The sequence below is a fragment of the Lysinibacillus sp. Ag94 genome (assembly GCF_023242215.1).
In the GTDB taxonomy this organism is placed as follows: Bacteria; Bacillota; Bacilli; order Bacillales_A; family Planococcaceae; genus Lysinibacillus.
This window is the reverse complement of the sequence record NZ_CP096780.1, coordinates 1,453,930-1,477,263: the sequence shown is the minus strand read 5'-3', so window position 1 is coordinate 1,477,263 and position 23,334 is coordinate 1,453,930. Positions and strand designations below refer to the sequence as shown.

The 23,334-nt window shown below is 39.2% G+C and carries 26 protein-coding genes; 1 reads left to right on the top strand and 25 read right to left on the bottom strand.

Annotation, left to right across the window (positions count from 1 at the left end; translation table 11 throughout):
- Positions 1 to 2: 2 nt before the first annotated feature.
- Genes mgsA through MY533_RS06650 form a run of 3 tightly spaced genes read right to left on the bottom strand, consistent with a single transcriptional unit; the run spans position 3 to position 1,559 of the window.
- Positions 3 to 407 (bottom strand): methylglyoxal synthase, encoded by a 405-nt coding sequence (gene mgsA / locus MY533_RS06660; protein ID WP_248718465.1) that lies wholly within the window; start codon positions 405 to 407, stop codon positions 3 to 5.
- A 19-nt stretch (positions 408 to 426) separates the two neighbouring features.
- On the bottom strand, positions 427 to 1,224 hold the full coding sequence (gene dapB, locus MY533_RS06655; RefSeq protein ID WP_132359218.1) for a 4-hydroxy-tetrahydrodipicolinate reductase: 798 nt from the start codon (positions 1,222 to 1,224) through the stop codon (positions 427 to 429).
- Positions 1,224 to 1,559, bottom strand: coding sequence for a nucleotide pyrophosphohydrolase (locus MY533_RS06650; RefSeq protein WP_132359220.1), 336 nt, complete (start codon positions 1,557 to 1,559; stop codon positions 1,224 to 1,226). The genes dapB and MY533_RS06650 overlap by 1 nt, the downstream gene beginning before the upstream one ends.
- A gap of 114 nt (positions 1,560 to 1,673) precedes the next feature.
- On the opposite strand from MY533_RS06650, the gene MY533_RS06645 reads away from it, so the two are divergent.
- Positions 1,674 to 2,543 (top strand): YitT family protein, encoded by an 870-nt coding sequence (locus MY533_RS06645; RefSeq protein ID WP_132359222.1) that lies wholly within the window; start codon positions 1,674 to 1,676, stop codon positions 2,541 to 2,543.
- A 128-nt stretch (positions 2,544 to 2,671) separates the two neighbouring features.
- Here the strand turns inward: MY533_RS06645 and MY533_RS06640 are convergent, their stop codons facing one another.
- From MY533_RS06640 to hepT, 22 genes are all read right to left on the bottom strand, one after another.
- Entirely contained in the window at positions 2,672 to 3,346 is a 675-nt protein-coding gene (locus tag MY533_RS06640; protein ID WP_248719165.1) for a zinc metallopeptidase, read from the bottom strand.
- Between the two features lie 60 nt (positions 3,347 to 3,406).
- On the bottom strand, positions 3,407 to 4,003 hold the full coding sequence (locus tag MY533_RS06635; protein WP_248719164.1) for a lipoprotein heptaprenylglyceryl N-acetyltransferase LhaT: 597 nt from the start codon (positions 4,001 to 4,003) through the stop codon (positions 3,407 to 3,409).
- A 381-nt stretch (positions 4,004 to 4,384) separates the two neighbouring features.
- Positions 4,385 to 5,179: a menaquinol-cytochrome c reductase cytochrome b/c subunit gene (locus tag MY533_RS06630; protein WP_132359224.1), complete on the bottom strand. Its 795-nt coding sequence runs from the start codon at positions 5,177 to 5,179 to the stop codon at positions 4,385 to 4,387.
- Between the two features lie 42 nt (positions 5,180 to 5,221).
- A complete protein-coding gene (gene qcrB, locus MY533_RS06625) occupies positions 5,222 to 5,896 on the bottom strand; it encodes a menaquinol-cytochrome c reductase cytochrome b subunit (protein ID WP_053482547.1) in 675 nt (224 codons plus the stop codon).
- A 14-nt stretch (positions 5,897 to 5,910) separates the two neighbouring features.
- Positions 5,911 to 6,417, bottom strand: coding sequence for a Rieske (2Fe-2S) protein (locus tag MY533_RS06620; protein ID WP_132359226.1), 507 nt, complete (start codon positions 6,415 to 6,417; stop codon positions 5,911 to 5,913).
- A gap of 154 nt (positions 6,418 to 6,571) precedes the next feature.
- Complete coding sequence (locus MY533_RS06615) at positions 6,572 to 7,021, bottom strand: DUF2487 family protein (RefSeq protein WP_248718464.1); 450 nt, start codon at positions 7,019 to 7,021, stop codon at positions 6,572 to 6,574.
- 265 nt (positions 7,022 to 7,286) lie between these two features.
- Positions 7,287 to 7,844, bottom strand: a complete 558-nt coding sequence (locus MY533_RS06610; protein WP_132359230.1) for a ReoY family proteolytic degradation factor — start codon at positions 7,842 to 7,844, stop codon at positions 7,287 to 7,289.
- Positions 7,845 to 7,858: 14 nt separating this feature from the next.
- Positions 7,859 to 9,127, bottom strand: coding sequence for a tetratricopeptide repeat protein (locus MY533_RS06605; RefSeq protein WP_248718463.1), 1,269 nt, complete (start codon positions 9,125 to 9,127; stop codon positions 7,859 to 7,861).
- An 83-nt stretch (positions 9,128 to 9,210) separates the two neighbouring features.
- Positions 9,211 to 9,333 carry a hypothetical protein gene (locus MY533_RS22095; RefSeq protein WP_256469517.1) on the bottom strand — a complete coding sequence of 41 codons (123 nt, stop codon included), beginning with the start codon at positions 9,331 to 9,333 and terminating at the stop codon, positions 9,211 to 9,213.
- Positions 9,333 to 10,619, bottom strand: a complete 1,287-nt coding sequence (gene aroA, locus MY533_RS06600) for a 3-phosphoshikimate 1-carboxyvinyltransferase (RefSeq protein ID WP_248719163.1) — start codon at positions 10,617 to 10,619, stop codon at positions 9,333 to 9,335. Before aroA ends, MY533_RS22095 begins: the two co-directional genes overlap by 1 nt.
- Before the next feature lie 78 nt (positions 10,620 to 10,697).
- The gene (locus tag MY533_RS06595; RefSeq protein ID WP_132359236.1) at positions 10,698 to 11,795 is read right to left on the bottom strand and encodes a prephenate dehydrogenase; all 1,098 of its coding nucleotides are present in this window, start codon (positions 11,793 to 11,795) and stop codon (positions 10,698 to 10,700) included.
- Positions 11,792 to 12,892, bottom strand: a complete 1,101-nt coding sequence (gene hisC, locus MY533_RS06590; RefSeq protein WP_248718462.1) for a histidinol-phosphate transaminase — start codon at positions 12,890 to 12,892, stop codon at positions 11,792 to 11,794. The genes MY533_RS06595 and hisC overlap by 4 nt, the downstream gene beginning before the upstream one ends.
- 17 nt (positions 12,893 to 12,909) lie before the next feature.
- Positions 12,910 to 13,278, bottom strand: coding sequence for a chorismate mutase (gene aroH / locus MY533_RS06585; RefSeq protein WP_248718461.1), 369 nt, complete (start codon positions 13,276 to 13,278; stop codon positions 12,910 to 12,912).
- Entirely contained in the window at positions 13,275 to 14,366 is a 1,092-nt protein-coding gene (aroB, locus tag MY533_RS06580; RefSeq protein ID WP_248718460.1) for a 3-dehydroquinate synthase, read from the bottom strand. Before aroB ends, aroH begins: the two co-directional genes overlap by 4 nt.
- Position 14,367: 1 nt before the next feature.
- Complete coding sequence (aroC, locus tag MY533_RS06575; protein ID WP_248718459.1) at positions 14,368 to 15,549, bottom strand: chorismate synthase; 1,182 nt, start codon at positions 15,547 to 15,549, stop codon at positions 14,368 to 14,370.
- A 419-nt stretch (positions 15,550 to 15,968) separates the two neighbouring features.
- A complete protein-coding gene (locus MY533_RS06570) occupies positions 15,969 to 16,739 on the bottom strand; it encodes a CheR family methyltransferase (RefSeq protein WP_248718458.1) in 771 nt (256 codons plus the stop codon).
- Positions 16,740 to 16,823: 84 nt separating this feature from the next.
- Positions 16,824 to 17,039: a hypothetical protein gene (locus tag MY533_RS06565; protein ID WP_132359462.1), complete on the bottom strand. Its 216-nt coding sequence runs from the start codon at positions 17,037 to 17,039 to the stop codon at positions 16,824 to 16,826.
- A gap of 273 nt (positions 17,040 to 17,312) precedes the next feature.
- Positions 17,313 to 18,938, bottom strand: a complete 1,626-nt coding sequence (locus MY533_RS06560) for a long-chain fatty acid--CoA ligase (protein ID WP_248718457.1) — start codon at positions 18,936 to 18,938, stop codon at positions 17,313 to 17,315.
- Positions 18,939 to 19,332: 394 nt separating this feature from the next.
- Positions 19,333 to 20,094, bottom strand: coding sequence for a 3-hydroxyacyl-CoA dehydrogenase (locus MY533_RS06555; RefSeq protein ID WP_248718456.1), 762 nt, complete (start codon positions 20,092 to 20,094; stop codon positions 19,333 to 19,335).
- A gap of 15 nt (positions 20,095 to 20,109) precedes the next feature.
- Complete coding sequence (locus MY533_RS06550; protein WP_248718455.1) at positions 20,110 to 21,258, bottom strand: thiolase family protein; 1,149 nt, start codon at positions 21,256 to 21,258, stop codon at positions 20,110 to 20,112.
- Between the two features lie 585 nt (positions 21,259 to 21,843).
- Positions 21,844 to 22,260 carry a nucleoside-diphosphate kinase gene (ndk, locus tag MY533_RS06545; protein WP_132359254.1) on the bottom strand — a complete coding sequence of 139 codons (417 nt, stop codon included), beginning with the start codon at positions 22,258 to 22,260 and terminating at the stop codon, positions 21,844 to 21,846.
- A gap of 87 nt (positions 22,261 to 22,347) precedes the next feature.
- On the bottom strand, positions 22,348 to 23,322 hold the full coding sequence (gene hepT, locus MY533_RS06540; protein WP_248718454.1) for a heptaprenyl diphosphate synthase component II: 975 nt from the start codon (positions 23,320 to 23,322) through the stop codon (positions 22,348 to 22,350).
- Positions 23,323 to 23,334: the final 12 nt, after the last annotated feature.

The following is a 23,334-nucleotide window of genomic DNA, read 5'->3' as shown; positions in this document are numbered from 1 at the left end:
TTTTAATTTCGTCTTTCTTGAATCAGTCTCCAATCCACAAAGCCTTCTTGTAGGCCTTTTAGTAATATTTCTGCTGTTCCCATATTTGTAGCCAGTGGCACTTGGTAAACATCACAAAGACGAATAAGTGCAGAAACATCTGGCTCATGTGGTTGTGCTGTTAAAGGATCACGGAAAAAAATGACCATGTCCATATCATTATTGGCAATCATTGCGCCAATTTGTTGATCGCCACCGAGTGGTCCTGAACGAAAACGTGTTACCTCTAAGCCTGTAGCATCCATAACACGCTGTCCTGTTGTACCTGTAGCAAACAACATATGCTCATTTAAAATATTTCGATAAGCAATAGCAAACTGTACTAAATTATCTTTTTTACGATCATGTGCAATTAATGCGATTTTCATAATGCTTCCATCCCAATCTTTAGATGATGTTTTCTAAACCATATACAAGTTGATCCATTTTCATAACCTCTTCTACGCAAAATGCTACACCAGACATAAAAGAATTACGGTTTAACGAATCATGACGAATTGTTAATAGCTGCCCATCTCCGCCAAATAACACTTGCTGGTGTGCCACTAAACCAGGTAAACGAACAGAGTGAATACGCATGCCATCAAATTCTCCACCTCTTGCACCTTCGATTGTTTCTTTTTCCTCTGGATGTCCTTGCATCTTTTGTGTTCGCACCTCTTGAATCAATTGTGCCGTTTTAACAGCTGTTCCTGATGGAGCATCTAGCTTTTGATCATGGTGCATTTCAATAATTTCAACATCAGGTAAATATTTTGCCGCTTCCTTAGCAAATTTCATCATAAGGATAGCCCCTATTGCAAAGTTTGGAGCAATAATACAGCCTAGCTCTTTTTCTTTAGCCATTGCTGATAATTCCACTAGTTGTTCATCTGTAAAGCCTGTTGTACCAATTACAGGTCGTACATTTAAATTCAAGGCCTCTTTAGTATGTTTGTATACTGCATGCGGGCTAGTTAAATCTACTAATACATCTGGTGCAGTCGCCTCTACAAGGTCAGACATATCTGTAAAGATTGGAGCCGTATAACTTGCGGGAAACATCTCCAAATCAGCTAATGTTTTTCCTACATCCTTATAATCTAGCACAGCTACTAATTCCATTTTGTCATGCTTCATGACCGTATGTACAGCCTCAGCCCCCATTTTTCCCCTAGGTCCTGCTATTGCTACACGAATTGACATTATTCTCCATCCTTTCTAGTCCAGCGATCTTTATCCCTTGTTTCAAATTTATGTATAACGCGTAAAAGTGCTTCATCTAATTTAATACCTTGCGCATTTGCAAAGCATACTAAAACAAAGAAGAAGTCACCTAATTCTTCTTCAATACTGTTCGCTTCCTCAGTACTCTTTTTCTTCTTTTGCCCGTAAACATCCTGCACCTCACGAGACAATTCACCAAGTTCCTCGGTTAGACGTGCCAGTAACTCAAATGGCGGGAAATAGCCTTCCTTAAATTGTCCTATATAATCATCTACACGCTGCTGTAAAGCTTGCATTGTCACTTGTTCAGTCATCTAATCACACTCCTACTTACCATCGTATAAAATTTACACCATTGTTGTCAAAAACAATAAAATGTCAGATAATAGATAGCACTACTTCATTTGTTATGAACTTCAGGAGGTCATATGCTAAAACAGATCAAAATCAGCAATATTATCGCAATAATGCTCGGGGCTGCAATTTTTAGCTTCGGCTTCGTCCACTTCAACATGCAAAATCAACTAGGTGAAGGTGGCCTAAGTGGGATTACACTCATACTTTATTTTACACTTGGCTGGGACCCTGCTTTAATGAATTTACTATTAAACATTCCTATGTTTATTATTGGTTATCGTTTACTTGGGAAAAAATCATTTATTTATACGCTTGTTGGCACTTTATCTGTTTCAGTTTTCCTAAAAGTTTTTCAAAAGTATCAATTTACTATTCATTTAGAGGACGATCTGTTACTTGTTGCTCTATTTGCAGGGGTTTTTGTTGGACTAGGGCTCGGTATCGTCTTTCGTTTCGGTGGTACAACTGGTGGTGTAGATATTTTAGCTCGCCTTGGGCATAAATATTTTGGCTGGAGTATGGGTAAAACGATGTTCATCTTTGACGCAATTGTCATTATCCTATCATGGCTAACATTTTTAGATGCACGCTCTATGATGTATACCCTTGTTGCGGTATTTGTTGGTGCGCGTGTCATTGATTTTGTTCAAGAAGGAGCATATGCTGCACGTGGAGCACTTATTATATCTGAAAAATCTAGCGCTATTGCTGAGATGATCGCATTACGAATGGAACGTGGTATTACTATACTTGAAGGTCATGGCCATTTTACTAAGCAACAAAAAGAAGTGATTTATTGTGTCATTGGCCGTAATGAGGTTGTCCGTTTAAAATCTATTGTCCATGAGGTTGATCCACACGCATTCGTATCTATTATAGAAGTACGAGATGTAGCAGGAGAAGGCTTCACGCTAGACGACGAAAAACAACCGCTTCAATAACATTAACGATCTGCCTGCTCTCCTCGAACTTTTTACTTTTTCGTTGAAGGTAGGCTTTTTTAAATAGTAAAAAAATTAACGGATTAAAAAACTTGCCATAGTGAATTACCACTACAACAAGTTTTTTATTAGTCGTCACTTCGCATATTTGTAAAGATTAATACTAAACGTAATAATTCTAATACAGCTACTGCTGCCGCGGCAACATATGTTAATGCTGCAGCACTTAACACTTTTCGTGCTGGGCGCTCTTCTTCATTTGTAATAATTCCCAGAGAATTCATTTGCACTAACGCACGCTTGGATGCATCAAACTCTACAGGTAACGTTACTAATTGGAAAACCACACCGGCAGCCAATAATACGATACCTAAAAGTAACATATTTGCACTACTTGCAAAAATACCGATCATGACAAATATCCAAGACATATTTGATGAAATATTTGCAACTGGCACTAGCTTACTACGTAATGTCAGCATTGAATAAGCTTCTTTATGCTGGATGGCATGGCCAACCTCGTGGGCAGCAACTGCAGCACCAGCAATACTCGCCTCGTAGAAGTTACTTTCTGATAAAGCAACTGTTTTTGTTGCTGGATTATAGTGATCAGACAACACACCTTGTGTTGGAACAACTCGTACATCATATAAACCGTTCGCATCTAAAATCGCACGCGCTACCTCTGCACCTGTTTGTCCCTTCATTGTTCGTTCTTTTGCAAACTTATTATACGTGCCCTTTACTTTCATCTGTGCGTAAAGTGGTAGTAGCATTATGATTGCAAAATAAACAATATACATACTTGTTGACAATTTTCTAACCCCTTTCTACTTGGATACTATAATTCTATAATCATTTACCTAATTCGGCAAATATTTGCGCCATCTAATTGAGAAGATGGCTAAAAAAATGCATGTAACTGATAACCAAAAAGTAAAATAGCCGATATAGCTCGTATAATCTGCTAAATCACGATACATCGGCATTTGGCCAAAGACATAATCAATTACATCATTATGCAATGTCCATACCGCTGCTACAGCAATATGCCAATATGAAAAAACATATTTACCGAGATATAAAATTGCTTGGACAGCCATTGCAAAATGCGAGCCTACAAGCATCCAGCCTTGCCAACCTATAGATCCAGTTTCAATCAGCGTCCAAATATTCATTACGTCAGCCCAGATTCCATATTTCACTAATGTTATAAGTGCTAGCACTTCCATTAGTGGCCATTTTTTTCCCATAATCCATGCTAACAATACAAAGCAAAAGAATAGACTGGCTGTCGGGCTATCCGGCACAAAAATATAAAAAATGGGCTTCGTGATGGCAAGCTGCCCTCCATACCAATAATAACCGTAAATAGTTCCTAATAGATTGATAATAAGTAATAGGATTAAAAATGATTTATGTGTAAGGAGAAACCAAATATTTGCACGTGTAATTTGCATCATTAAAACTCCTTTATCTTCTGTCTTTACTAAGATGCCTTTTTTATTTGTTATTATGTATAAACTAGTCTTTAATTTGCCACATACCATCGATAATGAATATCGGCAATATTTTCTTGCCAAAATCCTCAACGAATATACATAGCTTACATTTTAACCAATGTCATCCTTAACTTTTGTTGATGAGCTTTTTCTAACATTCCGTTTATAGAGTATTACACGGTTAGTACTACATAAATTCCGGGGACTGCCCAGCCACTTTTATAATAAATATTATAGAACTAAAGAACATTTTTGTGGGAACTTTTTTAAAGTTGTAACAGTCACATTATTATATTAGAAGAAAAAAAGAGCCAGTTTCCTGACTCTTTTAAACTATACTTATTTATCTTCTTTTAAGCTCGCAACAAATTCAGCGATTTGCTTCGCTTCTTCATCGGTACCCTTGAATACACCAGGTGGCATTTTGCCTCGACCATTATGGATAATATCTTCAACTTCTTCAGCTGTTAGTGTATTACCAAGTAATTTTGGAGCAGCAGGGCCACCTTTTAAGTCAGCCGCATGACAGCCGATACAAGATTGAGCTGCGTCACTTGTTTCACCAGTCCAAATTTTATAACCTGGTAGTGATTCATCAATAGTAACATTAACTTCTTGTTCAATTGCGCCCATTGCTTTTTGAGCTTCCCAGTCATGGTTAGCAACTGCTTCCCATGTTAAGTAAAACATAGCTGCCAGAGTCAATAACATAAACGCTGTTGGTAACGGACGTTTAGATGGACGACGTTCTGGACTTTTATCTAAAAATGGCATTAATAATAGCGCTCCAAATGCAAGACCTGGAATTACAACAGTTCCAATAACATTATATGGACCTGATGCATATGAGTATTTTAATAATTGATACAAGAATAAGAAGTACCAGTCCGGTAATGGAATGTACGCTCTTGTCGGATCAGCTGGTCCTTCAAGTGGTGATGGATGTGCAACTGTTAATATTAAATAAGCAATTAAAAATACAGCACCAACCATCCATTCTTTTAGTAAGAAGTTCGGCCAGAAAGCTTCCGTCTTACCTGGATATTCGGAATAATCCTTTGGAACGTTCGGCATTCTGTGATTCGCTTTAATACGAGAATCACCAACAAATTTCATTCCTTTTCCGCGATGCATTATGTCCCCTCCTTAAAAAAATCATCGAACCGTCAAGAACTATTACAACGGCCCTGAAATTCCTTGACGACGAATCATGATAAAGTGTGCTGCAAGTAATGCAAACAATACTGCAGGTAAGAAGAATACATGAATCGCAAAGAATCGTGTTAACGTTTGAGCACCAAGAATAGTTGAGTCACCCGCTAATAAGATTTTAATCCATTCACCGATAAACGGTACAGATGCAGCAATTTGGATACCTACTTTTGTAGCGAATAATGCTTTCATATCCCAAGGTAATAAGTATCCTGTAAAACCAAGACCCATCATTACACCGAAAATACCTACACCAACCATCCAGTTTAATTCACGAGGTTTCTTATACGAACCTGTAAAGAATACACGAAGTGTATGTAAGAACATCATTACGATTACTAATGAAGCTCCCCAGTGGTGCATACCGCGTACGATTTCACCAAATGCTACTTCGTTTTGTAAATAATAAACTGATTTCCAAGCATTCACTACGTCTGGTACATAGTACATTGTTAAGAACATACCTGATAGAATTTGAATTACTGTGATGAAGAAAGTTAATCCACCGAAACAGTAAACGAACGCTGAAAAATGATGTGCAGGGTTCACGTGCTCTGGCACTTCGTGGTCGGCAATATCACGCCAAATCGGTGTAATATCTAAGCGTTCATCGACCCAATCATAAATTTTATTTAGCACTGTTTTGTACCCCCTTACTTAACTAGAGTATTTGCATGAATTGGCCCAAGCGATAAATAACCATCTTCTTCTTTAACTTCATATTCATCCAATGGACCTAATGGTGGTGTTCCTGGTACGTTATTACCATTCTTCTCGTAGCGTCCACCATGACAAGCACAGAAGAATTGATCTGGGTGTGTTGAATCTGTTCCCCAGTCCACCATACATCCTAAATGCTTACAAACAGGAGATAATGCAACGATTTGATCGCCTTGTTTGAAAACCCACGCTACGTTTGTTACATCTGATTTGTACCATGCATCAACTTGCTCAAATGTTAAGTCAACTTTAACAGGTTTGTCAGTAATATCAGCGATTTTATGCTCTGTTTTTACAAAGTTACCACCAGCATGACTTTGAAGTACTGGGTCAATCGCAAAACGAAGCATTGGCATCAGCATACCTGCCGCCATAAAGCCACCTACACCAGTTAGTGTATAGCTTAGGAATTGACGACGTGAAACTCGATTATTACTCATTTTTTTCCCCCCTCTAACTTAAAGGTCAGTCCAACGGACATTCATTTACAAATAGTAATACTAGGACATATCTATGATATATCAACTCCATAGCTTGGTCAATATAGCATTCTGTGGAAAGCTGGAGAATGTGAACAATTATTGAAACTAATTGTTAAATCTGTGTCCATTTGGTCGAAAACATCGGAATCACTTGTCGCAATTGATCTTCGAGAATGGAGTTTTTCACGCCTTTATCCATGCTTTCTAACGGAATAGCTGGTAGCCAAATAACATTTACTTCATCTCCAATATTTGTCCAAAAATGGTCACAAGTAATGAAGAACACATGCTTAAAACCAGCATTATGTAATTGTGCCTCTAATTGCTTCGGCATATCTTCGTTTTTTAATGTTGCACTAGACGTAAATGGTGGCATCAGTAATAAACGACCTTTAAACTGTTGTTCGATAAAAGATGTAAGCGATAACAAAAAATCTACCTCTGTACCACTCTGTTTCATTTTATCAGGAGTTAAATCGACGGTTACGAGTGGAACAATTGCTGTATCGATAAATTCCTTCTGTGCCATAAACAATGTCACATCACTTGCATTAAAATACATCTCACAAACCTCCTCTTGTTGCATAAATCAATGTCGCCTTGACGTAATTTCGTCCGGCTTTTGAATTGTCCGTGCACAATTCAAAAGCCGTGAAATCCGCCGTGGCTTTATCTTCATGCAGTAGGGTTTGGTCCCCCCCTGCATGACAATAAAAAATGCCCTTTTCCACTCTTCAATAGGATAGCCAATAAAAAGTGAAAACAATCATTCACTTGTTATGTTATCATATTGAGGTAGATAAAGGACATTCCATTTTTACTTATAACTAACGTAAATTAGCCGTTTCCTTTAAAGCTTGTAACAAATTAGACAATTCATAAAAGCGCTCTTCATTTCCCTGATCGAGGGCTTCATCAATTTGCGCGAGTAATTTTTCTTCTTGGAATACGAGTAAGCTGTTGGAAAGCAGCTCTTCTGCCAGTAAGCGATCTTTTTCACTAACAATCAGTGCTTCTGGCATATAAGGGTTTTCTTCAAGAACTGCTAAGTATTGTGCACTTGGTGGTACATTTGGAAAATTCAATTGTATATACATATCTTCATGCTCGTGTAAACGTAAATCATGGAAGGATTTCTCAGCATCTGCTGTCATTACATTGCCTTTGTAAAAACGAAACGGCACTCCTGTTGAATCGACCGTTGACATAACCATTGCTCTAGGGCAATAGTGAGCTTCTTCAACAAATCGAATTCGTTTTAATAACTCATCATTACTTAATAAGTAATTCAAAATCCATACACACTCACGACGTTTCAATTGATAATTTTTTAAAAACCATCTAACAAATGCTTTTTTATCGACAACTGATACAGAAGCAGTCATACCCACTCCCTCCTTTACTCAAATTCTAAGGTTTCTAACTTCTCTTGCCACTCCAGTTCACCCGGCTGAATAGTTATTAATTGACCGAGCACTTCTTTAGCTTCTGAACGTTTTCCTTCCTCTAATAAGAAATAAACATACTTTTCTAAAAATGCTGCGTCTTCCTTAAAATCATTATATGCCAAACGGTAAAATTCGTATGCACGGTCGTACAATTCTAAATTTTCATATGCAACCGCAGCAAATGGGTATAAGGTGCTCCATTCAAAATCATTTTTTTGCAACGTTTCAAATAATTCTATTACATCCTCATGACGCTCTTGCTGTGCCAACACGGAGATTAATGCTAATACTGCCTCCATGTATTCAGGATCTAAGGCAATGGCTTCACGTAGATGCTGCTCGCCCTCAGTTGGCAAACCAGTTTTTAAAGCCATTTTACCGGCGAATAAGAATAAGGATTTATCGTATTCGTCACGCTTTAATCCTTCTAGAATGGCAGCGTATGCTTTTTTATTGTCCTCTGTCATGGCATAGCTCTCAGCTAGCAATAAATAGGCTGAAAAATAATCAGGGTCTAATTCTTTTAATTCCTCTAGTTGTTTAATGGCCATTTCATATTTTTGTGATTGAAAGGCTGAATACGCTGCACCAAATAAAACATCTGGCTTTACTTCATCTTCCAGTGCTTTTAAATAGTAGTCTAAGGCCGTTTCATAGGCTGCTCCTGCACGATACACCTCAGCAAGCCGTTCAGTAAGACTAACCCCAGCAAATTCAACTTGTTGTTCATACAATTCTTCATATAGTCTCGCAGCCTCTAAGAAGCGACCAGTTTCAAATAAAAGCTCTGCTTTAGCAAATTGTAATAATGGCTCATCTGGTAATATAGATAGTGCCTCATTGATGCGCATTTCTGCTACTTCAAACAATCCTTGCATTTGATAATAATCCGCTAATACTAATAAAGCCTGAGGATATTCTGGAGCTGTCTCTTCTACTTCTAATAAAAAATCTAACGCTTCATCTTCATCGCCAAGTTCCATTAAGACGTTTGCACGATCAATTTTCAACTGTGCCTCTTCTGGGAATAAAAATTGTAAATGCTCCAGTACACGATCAGCTTCCTTCATATATCCATACTGCATAAAAATTTCAGCTAGCGCATAAATGTCCTCTGGTAGCTCTTTCGTTAAAAATGTTTCAAGTAGCTGTTCAATTAATGCTAAGTCCCCTTGTTCAAGTGCTTGCATCATTTCAGTCATCGCATTGTTCACAGTCATTCACCTATTCTTTCATTAATACCTTTATGCTACAAAACATTTTCTCTCGAAACAAGAAAAAACTCCCCAAAAGACTTGGAGAGTCAAATATCAATTTCGCCTTGGCGTAATTGTAGCTGACGCTTTGCTTTCGCTACAGATAAATTGCCACAGAACGTGACAATACCTTTAAAGGTGGATTCTTCTACTGAATGAAGATATGACATTACTTTACTTCCTCTATATGCTCGAAAAACGATGGATAAGAAACAGCAATACATTCTGCGTCATCTAAAGTTACAGCCCCATCTGTTATTAGTGCTGCAACAGCACCCATCATTCCTATACGATGATCACCATAGGTTTTAAGGCTAGCACCACGTAATGGAGTTGGTCCTTCAATAATCATTCCATCCCCAGTAGCTTCAATATTAGCACCTAGTTTTTTCAATTCATCCACAACTGCCGTTATCCGGTCTGTTTCCTTCACTTTTAACTCCTCGGCATCCTTAATAATAGTTTTACCGTTTGCTTGCGTTGCTAATAAAGCCAGGATCGGGATTTCATCGATAAGACGAGGAATAATATCTCCCTCAATTGTAGTGCCTCTTAATGTTAACGTTTCAATTGTAATTGTTGCCGTTGGCTCTGTTTGGCTATCTTCATTTGGCATAAGCGTTAAAGATGCGCCCATATTATGAAGTACTTCGATGATACCATCCCGTGTTGGATTAATTCCGACATTTTCTAGCGTTATTTTACTATCCTCACAGATGGCTCCTGCTACTAAGAAAAAGGCCGCAGATGAAATATCACCTGGCACAGACACATGTGTCCCTGTTAAAGTTTGTCCTCCTTTTAATGAAATAACACCATCCACTTCATCAACCTGTGCACCAAACTGACGTAGCATTCTCTCCGTATGGTCTCGAGATACTTCCATTTCTCGTACAATTGTAGTACCTTCAGCACGTAAACCAGCAAGTAAAACAGCTGACTTCACCTGCGCACTTGCAACAGGCATATGGTAATCAATAGCTTGTAAGGCTGTACCTTGAATGGCTAATGGCGTATATTGTCCATTTGCCCTTCCAGAAATTTGTGCACCCATTTGACGTAACGGATCAATAACACGGCGCATCGGTCGCTTTCCTATGGACGCATCCCCTGTCATTACTGAATGTACAGTAGATCCAGCTAGAATCCCTAGCATTAAGCGTGTCGTTGTACCAGAATTTCCTGTGTATAGTACCTCTGTAGGTTCTTGCCACCCCTCTATACCAGGGCTGTCGATAGATACATTTGTTCCTTCTACGTCAATTTTCACACCGAGCTTGCGGAAGCAATCAATTGTACTTAAACAATCCTCACCTAATAAAAAGCCATCAACTGTTGTTTTACCCGTTGCAATGGCTCCAAACATAACGGAACGATGTGAGATAGATTTATCACCTGGAATCGTTAAAGTCCCTTGTAAGGAAGGTTTATCATATTGTAATACTTTTTCACTCATCATTTTCTTCCCTCCAATATGAAGATAGAAAGCGCCGTAATGCCGACGCTTTCTGTTAAATAGGCATTTCCTAGGTACCTATGAAATATATGTTTCATAATTAGCACGCTTTTGTATACACGCTGCCGCACGTTCACGGTCACTTTCACTTTGTAAGCTAATAACAAGAATCCCGAAAACGTCTTCTCGTGACTCGACGATACGTAAATTTGTAATACTAATCGCTTCGTCTGCAAGTAAGCCCGTCACCTCAGAAATAACCCCCGGATAGTCAGGAACATCAACATATAAGTCAAATGATGTGAACATTGCTCCTGCACTAATTGGTAATTCATCTCTTAGCTCTTTAGCAACAGCAAAGTATGTTTCTATGTCATCCGAGCTACCATTGAAAAGCAGCTCCTTCACACGACTCATTTCCTTTTCCCAGCCTTCTAGCTGTGCAATTAGCTCTTCTCGATTTTGTAATGTAATATCTCGCCATAAAATTGGATTGGACGAGGCAATACGCGTTACATCACGGAAGCCACCTGCAGCAAGTGAGCGTGTCATCGGATATTCCCCGTTTTCTCCGCCCAATTGATGCACAAGAGAAGCGGCAATGACATGTGGAAAATGACTAACTACAGCTGTCATATGATCATGCTCACGAGCAGATACACTAACAACCTTTGCATGTGTAAATTTCAAGAGACTTTCAAGCTGTGCCATATTGACAATTTCTTCACCGGCGAGCGGTGTTAGCATATAATACGCATTTTCAAAAAGGTGAGCCTTTGCAGCTAAAACACCGCTTTTATGTGAGCCTGCCATTGGATGTCCTCCAATAAAGGTAATGCCTAACTCACGTAGTTCCCCAGCCTTTTGCATAATTTTCTTTTTTGTACTCCCTGTATCTGTTACGATGACTTTATTTTTTAACGGCCATGTTTTTAATTGTTCCATCCATTCAAGCGTTGCGTTGACAGGAGTTCCAAAAATGATGACATCCACGTCGGCCACCACTTCTTTTGGATCTGTCACAATATCATGAACAATATTTAATGTTTTCGCATGTTCACGAGTTTTCGCATCCATATCATAGCCAATAATTTTTGTTTCTGGTGCCTTTTGCAATGCCAATGCAATCGAGCCTCCAATTAGGCCAAGCCCAATAACAAGCACGTTGCGTATCATGTAAAAACACCTTGCTCTTTTAGGACGTTTTCAAGGTGACGTAACAACGCTACATTTTGATCCTCAGTTCCGATTGTCACGCGGATAAACCCAGGTAATCCTAACGCATTTCCACTGCGGACTATAAAACCTCGTTTCATTAGCTCATTGAAAACAACATCACTATCAGTATTTGTATTAAAGAAAATAAAGTTCGTATCAGAAGGGAAGTATTTTAAATTATGTTTCTCACAGAATTCAATATATTGTTTTTTACCTTTTTCATTGGCTTCACGGCAAGCACTTATATATTCTTGATCACTTAATGCGATGGCCGCAACTGCTTGACTTAAAATTGTATTATTAAATGGTGCTCTTACTGGATCAAGCTTTGCAATTACTTCTGGTTGCCCAATTGCATAACCAACTCGGAAAGAAGCAAGACCGTATGCCTTTGAGAATGTACGCATTAATAGTACATTAGGAAACTCTTCTATTAAAGGTAGAGTATCTTTGTGACCAGGATGCGTTACGTATTCGATATATGCCTCATCTAAAACTACTAGCACATCATTTGGAACCTTAGCTAAAAATGCTCGCAACTCAATATCAGGTATCACTACACCTGTTGGATTATTTGGACTACAAACCCAAACGATCGATGTATTATCATCAATTGCTTTTGCCATAGCATCTAGATCATGGGCACCTTCAATACAAAGAACTTTACGTATCTCTGCGCCTTCTATTTCAGCATTGTGCCAGTATTGGGAGAAAGATGGGTATGCCATCACTGTATTTACACCTGGATACAACAATGCACGAGTTATAATTGCAATGATATCGTCAGAGCCGTTACCAAAAAGAAGCTGTGTTTCCTTGACACCTAAATGATTTGCAACAGCTGTACGTAAATTTTGCGCATAGCCGTCTGGATAGATCGCATGATTTACTGAATTATTTTGTAAATAAGCAGTTACCTTAGGTGAGCACCCAAATGGGTTTTCATTAGATGCTAATTTTACGACTTCTTGTAAGCCATATTCACGTTGTACTTCTTCAATTGGTTTACCAGGCTTATATGCTTGCATACCGTCCAATTGTTGTTTCCATTTCATCTTAAACATCTCCTCTATTATTTAGCTTGGGCTAAATCTGGTCTTAATTTCACTGCATCATTGAGATACAAGTGTTTTACATCCTTTTGTGCTACTTCCATATTTGCATGGATTAATACACGAATACAAAGTGGTAATGCGTTTGGCACGTCCATTTCATGCGTACACATGACAGGTACATATTGCCACCCGTCCATTAACCGTACAGCACGTGCCGGAAATGCTGACGTAATATCAGGTGTTGTAGATATTAATATAGAAGCAATATCATCTATTTCCACATTATTGGCTGCTACTACTTCACGCACTAATCTTGCTGTCTCATTCCATACAAGCTCTGGCTTGTCAGATTCAATTGTAATTGCTCCTCTAAGTCCACGAATCATACAAGCACCTCCGCTAATAGTTGTCGGAATTCGGCATCTACTTCTCTACACTCCGCTAAATCAATCGGTTGCACGAATGGTTTACCGATTTTTTCCAACAACACAAATTGTAAAATACCATACTCCGCTTTTTTATCTTTCATTAAATACTCTGTTAACTGTTCAAAGGAATATTCTTTTACAGCTTCAAATGGATAGCCATTCTTCACTGCAAACTGCAAAAATGCTGTAGTGAAGTTACGATCTAATTCACCGTATCGTTCACTTAATAATAAACAATATACGAGACCAATCATGACCGCCTCGCCATGTGCTACTTTTCCATAACCAGCGGCCGCTTCAATGGCATGCCCATAAGTATGGCCTAGGTTTAAAAATTTTCGCACGGATTGCTCAGTCTCGTCCTCTGCTACTATTTGCGCCTTCACTTCAATGCCTTTTCTAAGCTGCTTCGCTAATTCTTCGGTCGTGAAATGAATAACTGTCTCTGCAGCCATTAATTCCTCTAACCACGCTGCATTAGAAATCATCGCATGCTTGATCACTTCTGCTGTTCCTGAACGTACCTCGCGCTCAGGTAAGCTTTCGATAAAGACAGTATCGTAAATAACTCCCTCAGGTTGATAAAACGCACCAATCATATTCTTTCCTAGCGGATGGTTAATAGCTGTTTTACCACCTACTGCTGAGTCATGTGCCAAAATCGTCGTTGGGATTTGAATAAACGGCACTCCACGCATATAAGTAGCTGCAACAAAGCCTGTTAAATCACCTACAGCTCCCCCACCGAATGCAAAAACAAATGATTTACGCGAGCATTTTTGTTCAAGTAAAAATGTTTGCGCTGCATTGTATTGTTCAAAGGTTTTACATGCCTCACCACCCGGTAAGACAAAGACCTCAAAATGATAAGGGAAATTAGCCTTGAAATAATCTCCTTGCGCTGCCCACACATTAGCATCCGTAAAAACAATGAGCTTATCCGCTTTTTGAAGCTTATCATCAAATGCTTTTACTGCTTCTACTAAAAATTTATGTCCAAGGACAACCTCATATTGATGCGATTTCGTCGCTACTGGTACTCGCATATTAGAACCCCTTTGTATAACGACGGTGTTCGTCGATTTGAGCTTTTAGTTGAGGTAATTGATCGCTATGGAATTGTTCCAATATTGCATTCGCTATTTCCCAGGCAATAACATGCTCAGCAACAACTGATGCTGCAGGCACTGCACAGCTATCAGAGCGCTCTACACTTGCTTTAAATGGCTCTTTCGTTTCAATATCTACACTTTGCAACGGTTTATATAAAGTAGGAATTGGTTTCATAACGCCACGTACGACAATTGGCATTCCAGTAGACATTCCCCCTTCTAAACCACCAAGTCGGTTGGTTGCACGTGTATAGCCTTCTTCCTCTGACCAAATGATTTCATCATGTACTTCAGAGCCTTTACGGCGCGCCATTTCAAAGCCAATTCCAAATTCAACACCTTTAAATGCATTGATAGATAACATGGCAGCTGCTAATTTTGCATCTAGCTTACGGTCATAATGAACGTATGAACCGACACCTGCTGGCATTCCTTCAACGATGACTTCAACAACACCACCAATTGAGTCACCCGCTTTTTTCGCTTCATCAATTGCCTCCACCATTTTTGCCGAAGCCTCTGGATCAACGCAATAGCAAGGATCTGCTTCAACAATGGCACGAATTTCATCTGCAGATTTCCCCTCCACTACGGAAGTATCTGCCTTAATACCAACGATTTCTGTTACATGTGCCACAATGGAAATGCCTAATTCATTTAATAGCGCTTTAGCAACAGAACCTACTGCTACACGAACAGTTGTCTCACGCGCTGAAGAACGCTCTAGTACATTACGTAGATCACGGTGTCCGTATTTCATGCCTCCTACTAAATCTGCATGCCCTGGTCGAGGACGTGAAATTTGACGTTTGATATCTTCAGGATTCACATCTTCTGCTAACGGTTCTGCTCCCATAATTTTTGTCCAGTGCTTCCAGTCATCATTTGTGACGACGAGTGCTACGGGAGAACCAAGTGTTTGTCCATGACGAACACCAGCGACCACTTCCACTGTATCTGTTTCGATTTGCATACGGCGGCCGCGTCCATGTCCTCCTTGACGACGTTTTAAATCGTGGTTAATTTTTTCTGCTGTAATTGGTAAGAGCGACGGTAGGCCCTCAATAATTGTTGTTAATTGGGGTCCATGTGACTCTCCCGCTGTTAAGTAACGCATAAACACTTTCTCCCTTCAACTCGCTAAAGTATGTATTTTTCACTATAACATATATTCTCTAAAAAAACAGTCCTTTTGCAAATGTCTTTTAACACTCATTTTAATTATTCGCAAATTCCGTAACATTGAAAGGACCTCCTATCGTTTCCGAAGTTACTTTAGATCGCACTGTTAAATTTGAATATTCTGAACGATTTGTCCGAAAAAAATTTCGTCATCTCCACTGATTGTTAGTCTTCACCAATCAGTTAATTTGTAGTTGGAGTCTTACTGCCCGAGATGCGGCGTGATAACTAAAAAATACGCTTTTTGCTTATATCAAGCGAAAAGCGCACGATTTATATCTATGTCTAAAGCTTCGGAAATATGTACGTGACATTCATATTGTCTCTGTACGAATGCTTTTCTCCTATTATTAACTATTTTCGTTTATAAAAGAATGTATCTTCGACTTCAAACTCATAACGAGATGGATTAAAGATTTGCTCTGTTGATCCAACAAATAAAATTCCATCTTTACGCAATGCTTTACTAAAATTCGTATAAATCTGATCTTTCGCTTCCTCAGTAAAATAAATCATCACGTTGCGGCAAACAATTAAATCATAATTAGCATCGTAATGATCATTAAGCAAATTATGCTTCTTAAAAGTCACACAACGTTTAATCTCATCCTTGACCCTATAAAAGGAACCTTCTTGCTCAAAATATTTGGCTTTAATATCACTCGGCACTTCTGCTAATGAGCGCTCTGGATAGACGCCTAATTTCGCCTTTTGAATTACATTTTCATCTAAATCAGTAGCAATGATTTGAATTTGAGATAATGGCACTAATTGAGATAATACCATGACTAAAGAATAGGGTTCTTCACCCGTTGAACAAGCAGCACTCCAAATTTTCAGACGCTTATTAGATTGCAGTAATTTCGGAAATATTTTTTTCTGCAACACTTCCCAGCGCTTCCCATTACGATAAAATTCGGAAACATTGATCGTCATGCGATCTAAAAACTCATTCATTAAATCACGATCTTGTTCAAGTACCTTTAGAAAGTCCACAAAATTACGATATCCCTTTTTCTCATACAGAGATGTTAATCGTCTTTTCATTTGCGCTTCTTTATATAACGCTAAATCTATTCCTGTTTTGCGCTTTATACCTTCTATAAATTGTTCATAATCAGACATGCGGTCTTCTTCCCCTCTAGCTTCGTATTTCCATTATAGCGGAAAAGTGCCATTCCTGAAATAGTCTTTCACATGAAATCCAAGTTACTTAGTTGAGTTTTGTTTTTCCTCTAACAATAACACTTTGGATTGCTCTAATTCTAGACGTAATTTTTCTGTCTCCAACGTATACGTTTCTAATCTTAGCTTCTCTAGCTCTACTTCCTTTTCAATAGCCTTCAATTTAATTTTTTGTTTTTTTGTATGTGTATCTGTAAAAATACCTGCTAAACAAATAACTACTCCTGCAATAATCCCCATCTCTGCTATCAATACGTCCACACCCTTTCATTAATAATGATTATACGGCAAAATGGAAAGAATAGTTTCATTTTTCTTTTTATTCTTTCATTAATTCAGCTAAAATATTCTCTTTACCGTTCGTTAAACGTAGCTAGATCTCGGCATAATTGCGTAAGGAATAGACTTTGTGCTAGTACAAAGCCGAACCTCCCCCGTTATGGGTATAAGCCTATATATGTTTACGTAAAAAATGAAGGCAGTTAGTCACCACCTTCATTTTTTATAGTTTTCCTATACCTCTATTCGATAATCCCTTAATTCTTCTCGTAATTTCACCTTCATGAATTTTCCTACAGAAGTTTTCGGTATTTCATTTAAAAATACTACATCATTAGGGATCCATGTTTTATGGAATTGCGATCGTAAATCTTCTAGTAGCTCGGATTTCGTAATGGAATCCTTATATTCGGGCTTTGGTACAACACATGCTAAAGGTCGTTCAATCCATTTTTCGTGGGGAATGGCTATAACAGCAGCCTCAAACACTTTAGGATGGGACATCAAAGCATTTTCAAGCTCTACTGAAGAAATCCATTCTCCACCGCTTTTAATTAAATCTTTTGTACGATCTGTAATTTTAATATAACCATCTGCTGTCACTACAGCAATATCACCAGTGTAAAGCCAGCCATCTTTAAAGGCTTCCTTTGTTCGTTCATCGTTATAATACTCGGCTGCAATCCACGGGCCCCTAATTGTCAATTCGCCCATTGTTTTGCCATCCCAAGGGACTTCACCGTTTTCATTGACTACGCGTGTTTCAATAAGCGGTACAGTTATTCCTTGTGTAATACGAACATCCATTTTTTCATCCATCGTATAATCTTGCATATGTGTTAAATACGTCGATATACTAACAAGCGGCGATGTCTCGGTCATACCGTAGCCCGTCATGTAAGGAATTTTAAGCTCCTCCTCAAAGCCACGAGTTAGACCGAGCGGCGATGCTGAGCCTCCGCATACAATCAACCGTATCGAAGACAAATCACGAGGATTTTTGCGTTGCTCCTGCAATACCCCAAGCCAAATTGTCGGTACTCCTGCAGTCAGTGTTACCTTATAAGTTTCAATTAAATCAAGTAATAGCTGTGGTGTAAACATTGGCCCTGGTAGTACCTGGGTAGCACCAAATAATACACCAGCAAACGGAAATCCCCATGCATTTGCATGAAACATCGGTACGACAGGTAATAAAACATCAGCCTCGCCTATTGCAATACTATCGGAGAGTCCTGCTGCCATAGTATGGAGGACAATACTACGATGCGTATACACTACACCCTTTGGCATTCCTGTAGTGGCACTTGTGTAGCACATGCCAGCAGGTGTATTTTCATCTAAATCATCTGGAAAGCTAAAATTCTCATTTGCTTCTTCGAGTAATGCCTCATAAGATAGAGCATTTGGTAATGGGATGTTATCAAGCACAACTTCATCTCCCATTACGATAAAATACTTTACCGATTTAAGCTGTGAGACGATCGGTGCAAGAAGTGGAACTAAGTTATCATCAATTAGTAATATTTCATCTTCTGCATGGTTAATAACATAAGCAATATGCTCAGGGGCTAATCGAATATTTATCATATGCAAGACAGCCCCCGCACACGGGACTGCAAAATATGCTTCTAAATGACGATGGTGATTCCAAGCAAAGGTACCTACCTTCATACCTCGCTCCATTCCTAGCTTTGTAAGGGCATCTGCTAGCTTACGAGTTCGTTTTACATAGTCTTTATATGTAAACTCGTGAATTGATGTAGAGCTTGTCCGCGAATATATTTTTTTCGCATGAAAAAATCGTTCTGCTCGATCCAAAAAACTTGTTAATAATAAAGGTGTATTCATCATATGCATAGTAACGCTCCCCTTTGTTTATATAAATTTTTGAATCGTCCAAGGCTGACTGCTACTACCAATAATTACATATAAAAGGATCATCGCCAAAACGTGTGGTTGATTTCCGTTTCGGCTGGGCGCTTTTTTGCTGACGCGTAGGGTACAGCTTCCTGGGGGCGCCCGATGAGCCTCTAATCCCCAAGGAGTCGACCAGCCCCCACTCAACTTATTTCACCCACAACTCTTGGTGTGAACCATATAAAACAAGTCATTTTTTCGCTCGTTGCAGCAGGACAAATACCTTTTAACTTTCCGTGCTTCCCAAATGCGTAATCACAGGAGCCTTTGCCCATTCTCATTTCCGTGAACAGCCTAGCTTATTCAGTTTGAGGCGAGCACCTTGAAATCCCCCCTATTTTGGCTGCATACGAATCGCACCGTCCAAGCGGATTACTTCACCATTTAATAAACCATTTTTGATAATACTTTCGACTAATAGCGCGTATTCTGAGGGCTTCCCAAGTCGTTTAGGGAACGGTGTCATTTGGGCAAGTGCTGTTCTTGCTGGCTCTGGTAACGATGCAAACATTGGTGTCTCTACTAACCCCGGAGCAATAGTCATAACACGTACCCCAATTTCAGCAAGCTCCCTAGCAATCGGCAAGGTCATCGCTGCCACACCACCCTTTGACGCACTATATGCGGCTTGTCCTATTTGTCCATCAAATGCTGCCACAGATGCAGTATTAATAATTACGCCACGCTGACCATCCTCGTTTGGTTCATTATGTTGCATCTTCTCAGCTGCTAGGCGAATAACATTGAAAGTACCAATTAAATTTACAGAAATCACTTTTTCGAATAAATCAAGGGCATGTACACCACGCTTTGAAAGTACTTTACTTGCATCAGCAATTCCAGCACAATTCACTGTGACATTAATGGCCCCAAACTTTGCAACTGCTTGCTCAAGACCTGCCGCTACATCAGCTTCTTTTGTGACATTTACACGTGCATATTGGACATTCTCCCCTAGCTCCTCTACTAGTGCATGTCCTCGCTCGTCATTAAGATCAAAAATTACTGCTTTACCACCCTCCGCAACAATTTTACGAACCGTCGCCTCTCCTAAACCAGATGCTCCCCCTGTTACAACTGCTATTACGTCATTCATCAAACACAACCCCTTTTACATTTTTTCAATAATAGTGGCATTCGCCATTCCCATACCTTCACAAATTGCTAGTAAGCCATAACGCAAATTTTCTCGTTCCATTCTGTATAGCATCGTTGTTAACAGTTTTGTACCTGATGCTCCTAATGGATGCCCTAAGGCAATAGCTCCTCCATCTGGATTTAATTTATTTGGATCTGCCCCAGTTTCATGTAACCACACAAGTGGTACTGGCGCAAAAGCCTCATTCACTTCATACGTATCTATTTCCTCTATCGTAAGACCTGAACGTTTTAGCACTTGTCTAGTTGCTTCAATTGGACCAGTTAGCATTAACGTCGGATCTGAGCCAACAACAACTCTTGAAACAATTTTAGCAAGCGGTTGGATGCCAAGCTCTTGTGCCTTTTCTAAAGACATTATAACTACCGCTGAGGCACCATCACTCATTTGACTGGCATTACCGGCTGTAATCACACCATCTTCCTGGAATACTGTTTTAAGCCCATTCAATTTATCAACTGTCGTTTCTGCCCGAGGACCCTCATCAACAGAAAACGTTGTAACTGCGCCGTCTTCTTGCGTAACTTGGACAGGCAGTATTTCCTTTTTAAAATGGCCCGCCTCAATTGCAGCTAATGCTCGTCTATGACTATTGTAAGCATAGTTATTTAGCTGTTCTTTTGTTAAGTTCCATTTTTCCGCTATTTTCTCAGCTGATAACCCTTGATGTATAATTGTGTAATTGTCTTGTAATCGTTTACCTGTATGGGCACCCTTCATGTTAGAACCCATTGACACCCTCGTCATACTTTCAACCCCACCAGCAATAACAATATCCATATCCCCTGCTAAAATAGCCTGTGCTGCGAAATGTACAGCCTGCTGACTTGAGCCACATTGACGATCAATTGTCACACCTGGGACACTATCCGGAAAGCCTGCCATTAATAAGGCAGTACGCGCTATATTTGCGCCCTGTTCAGCAGTTTGCGTTACACAGCCAAAGATTACATCCTCCACCTGATCCTTATTGATACCTGCTCGTTGCACTACTTCCTGCAGAACATCTGCAGCTAAGTCGTCTGCTCGAACATTGCTTAACGCCCCTTTACTTCTGCCAACCGCTGTACGAACAGCTGATACAATCACAACTTCTCTCATAAAAAAATCCCCTTTGTACTGTCATCTCTCATTTCCTATCATCCAATGTATTTAGATGTTATGAAATATATTCTTGATTATTAAGCTAATCAATTATGCCGAGACATAATTGTAAGACACTTTGCTTTCGCTACTGAAAATATTTGCCGCTGTCGTGCAGTTAAGCAAGGCGTTCGGAATCGGCTTGTGCTTAAGCCTACAGATGTTTTTTGTGCGAAAGCGCAGCGGCAGCAACAGATGTTTTTTGTGCGAAAACACAGCGGCATAAGAGCCTGCACGATGTCGGTCATTTTGGTAATGCCACAGGACGTGGCGTTTTTACCGATGCATGTCAGTTAGCCGTTATCGCATGAGTGTGATATTTTTGACTAACAGATCTTTATTTCTCCTTTCCGATCCCAAGACATCTACCTTAATTATCAGAATATTATATCTTTTATTTTACATGACTAAGAATTATTTAACAATTCTATATATGTATCTAGAAAATTCTATCCACTGATTTAGTAGATCCGGCACCCTTTTAGAGCAAAAAAAAAAAAAGCAATCTCAAATGAAATTGAGATTGCTCTTTAAGTTTGCGAATTAAACTAAATCTTCACCGAAGAATAAGCCGATTTCACGCTCAGCAGAAGCAAGTGAATCAGAACCGTGAATGATGTTGTGAGAAACAGTTGTTGCATAGTCACCACGGATTGTACCTGGGTTAGATTCTTCAGGTTTAGTTGCTCCCATCATTGTACGAGCAAGCTTAATTACGTTTTCGCCTTCCCATACCATAGCGAATACAGGACCAGAAGTGATGAAATCAACTAATTCACCAAAGAATGGACGCTCTGCATGCTCTGCATAGTGCTTTTCTGCTAATTCTGTAGGAATTACCATTAATTTAGCACCTTTCAATACAAAACCGCGACGTTCAAAACGATCTACGATATCTCCTACTACTTGACGTTCTACGCCATCAGGCTTAACCATTAAAAAAGTTTTTTCGATTGCCATTGTTTAAAACACTCCTTAAATTCGTATAACAGGTTTTACACCTACCGATAAATATTAACAAAAAATGAGCCTTTGTACAACAAAAAGCTAGAATTTACGCTTACCCATAAATAACGCGACATCACGTAGTTTTTTCTTAACGGGATGTTTTGGTAATGCATCTATTTCTTGTAATGCCTTTTTCAAGTATTTATCACTCATTTTATTAGCTTGTTCAATCGCGTCGGATTTACGCACATACTGCAGCATATTTTGACGTTCTGTTTCCGTCAATGTGCCTGCAAATACTTTTGCCAAATAAGGTTGCATTACGGGATCATCTTTTAACATTAGAATCGGTAATGTAATATTACCCTGCAGTAAATCACTACCTGCTGGCTTTCCTAATTCTTTATCTGTTGCCATAATATCTAAAACGTCATCGATAATTTGGAAGCTCATGCCCACAAAATAGCCAAATCGTTTCAAATGTCTCACCGTTTTAGGATCGACACCTGCTGCCACTGCACCAAGTTCGCAACTAGAAGAAATCAATAATGCCGTTTTTCGTTTAATGCGTCTAAAATAATCCTTTAATCCTTGATCTAATCTAAATTTATCTTCGATTTGAATGACTTCACCGTTACAAATTTCAACCATTGTACGCGCTAAAATTTGATGAACTAATGGGTCTTCAAGCTTTGTAATATATTCAAGTGCACGCGCAAAAATAAAATCGCCCGTGTACATTGCAACTCTATTATTCCATTGTGATTTGACCGTCGGGCGTCCTCTTCGCATATTGGAATCATCAATTACATCATCATGCACAAGTGATGCCATATGAATAAGCTCTACTGGTACGGCTACATCCTTCATCTTTTCGATATCATATACGCCAAATTTCGCGCCAAGCAACACGAAAATAGGTCGTATCCGTTTGCCACCAGCTTGCAATAAATGGAGAGAAGCATCATTGATCAAACATGAAGAAGAGTTCACTGCTTTTTCTAATTCTTGTTCAATGATATCGATATCTGATTTCAAATCGGAATAGAGTAGTTTTAACTTCATCTTTTCCACGTGTGAAAACCT

Excerpts from the sequence above, each read along its gene's own strand:
- MY533_RS06550 (WP_248718455.1), bottom strand. The coding sequence starts at position 21,258 with ATGAGAGAAGTTGTGATTGTATCAGCTGTTCGTACAGCGGTTGGCAGA.
- MY533_RS06645 (WP_132359222.1), top strand. The coding sequence starts at position 1,674 with ATGCTAAAACAGATCAAAATCAGCAATATTATCGCAATAATGCTCGGG.
- dapB (WP_132359218.1), bottom strand. The coding sequence starts at position 1,224 with ATGTCAATTCGTGTAGCAATAGCAGGACCTAGGGGAAAAATGGGGGCT.
- MY533_RS06605 (WP_248718463.1), bottom strand. The coding sequence starts at position 9,127 with ATGACTGTGAACAATGCGATGACTGAAATGATGCAAGCACTTGAACAA.
- MY533_RS06640 (WP_248719165.1), bottom strand. The coding sequence starts at position 3,346 with ATGTATATTGTTTATTTTGCAATCATAATGCTACTACCACTTTACGCA.
- aroH (WP_248718461.1), bottom strand. The coding sequence starts at position 13,278 with ATGATTCGTGGACTTAGAGGAGCAATTACAATTGAATCTGACAAGCCA.
- aroB (WP_248718460.1), bottom strand. The coding sequence starts at position 14,366 with ATGCGAGTACCAGTAGCGACGAAATCGCATCAATATGAGGTTGTCCTT.
- MY533_RS06620 (WP_132359226.1), bottom strand. The coding sequence starts at position 6,417 with ATGAGTAATAATCGAGTTTCACGTCGTCAATTCCTAAGCTATACACTA.
- MY533_RS06650 (WP_132359220.1), bottom strand. The coding sequence starts at position 1,559 with ATGACTGAACAAGTGACAATGCAAGCTTTACAGCAGCGTGTAGATGAT.
- MY533_RS06635 (WP_248719164.1), bottom strand. The coding sequence starts at position 4,003 with ATGCAAATTACACGTGCAAATATTTGGTTTCTCCTTACACATAAATCA.
- MY533_RS06595 (WP_132359236.1), bottom strand. The coding sequence starts at position 11,795 with ATGATACGCAACGTGCTTGTTATTGGGCTTGGCCTAATTGGAGGCTCG.
- MY533_RS06565 (WP_132359462.1), bottom strand. The coding sequence starts at position 17,039 with ATGGGGATTATTGCAGGAGTAGTTATTTGTTTAGCAGGTATTTTTACA.
- MY533_RS06610 (WP_132359230.1), bottom strand. The coding sequence starts at position 7,844 with ATGACTGCTTCTGTATCAGTTGTCGATAAAAAAGCATTTGTTAGATGG.
- mgsA (WP_248718465.1), bottom strand. The coding sequence starts at position 407 with ATGAAAATCGCATTAATTGCACATGATCGTAAAAAAGATAATTTAGTA.
- MY533_RS22095 (WP_256469517.1), bottom strand. The coding sequence starts at position 9,333 with ATGTCATATCTTCATTCAGTAGAAGAATCCACCTTTAAAGGTATTGTC.
- MY533_RS06560 (WP_248718457.1), bottom strand. The coding sequence starts at position 18,938 with ATGCATATGATGAATACACCTTTATTATTAACAAGTTTTTTGGATCGA.
- MY533_RS06630 (WP_132359224.1), bottom strand. The coding sequence starts at position 5,179 with ATGCATCGCGGAAAAGGAATGAAATTTGTTGGTGATTCTCGTATTAAA.
- hisC (WP_248718462.1), bottom strand. The coding sequence starts at position 12,892 with ATGAAATGGAAACAACAATTGGACGGTATGCAAGCATATAAGCCTGGT.
- MY533_RS06570 (WP_248718458.1), bottom strand. The coding sequence starts at position 16,739 with ATGTCTGATTATGAACAATTTATAGAAGGTATAAAGCGCAAAACAGGA.
- aroA (WP_248719163.1), bottom strand. The coding sequence starts at position 10,619 with ATGAGTGAAAAAGTATTACAATATGATAAACCTTCCTTACAAGGGACT.
- MY533_RS06615 (WP_248718464.1), bottom strand. The coding sequence starts at position 7,021 with ATGTATTTTAATGCAAGTGATGTGACATTGTTTATGGCACAGAAGGAA.
- ndk (WP_132359254.1), bottom strand. The coding sequence starts at position 22,260 with ATGGCAATCGAAAAAACTTTTTTAATGGTTAAGCCTGATGGCGTAGAA.
- MY533_RS06555 (WP_248718456.1), bottom strand. The coding sequence starts at position 20,094 with ATGAATGACGTAATAGCAGTTGTAACAGGGGGAGCATCTGGTTTAGGA.
- aroC (WP_248718459.1), bottom strand. The coding sequence starts at position 15,549 with ATGCGTTACTTAACAGCGGGAGAGTCACATGGACCCCAATTAACAACA.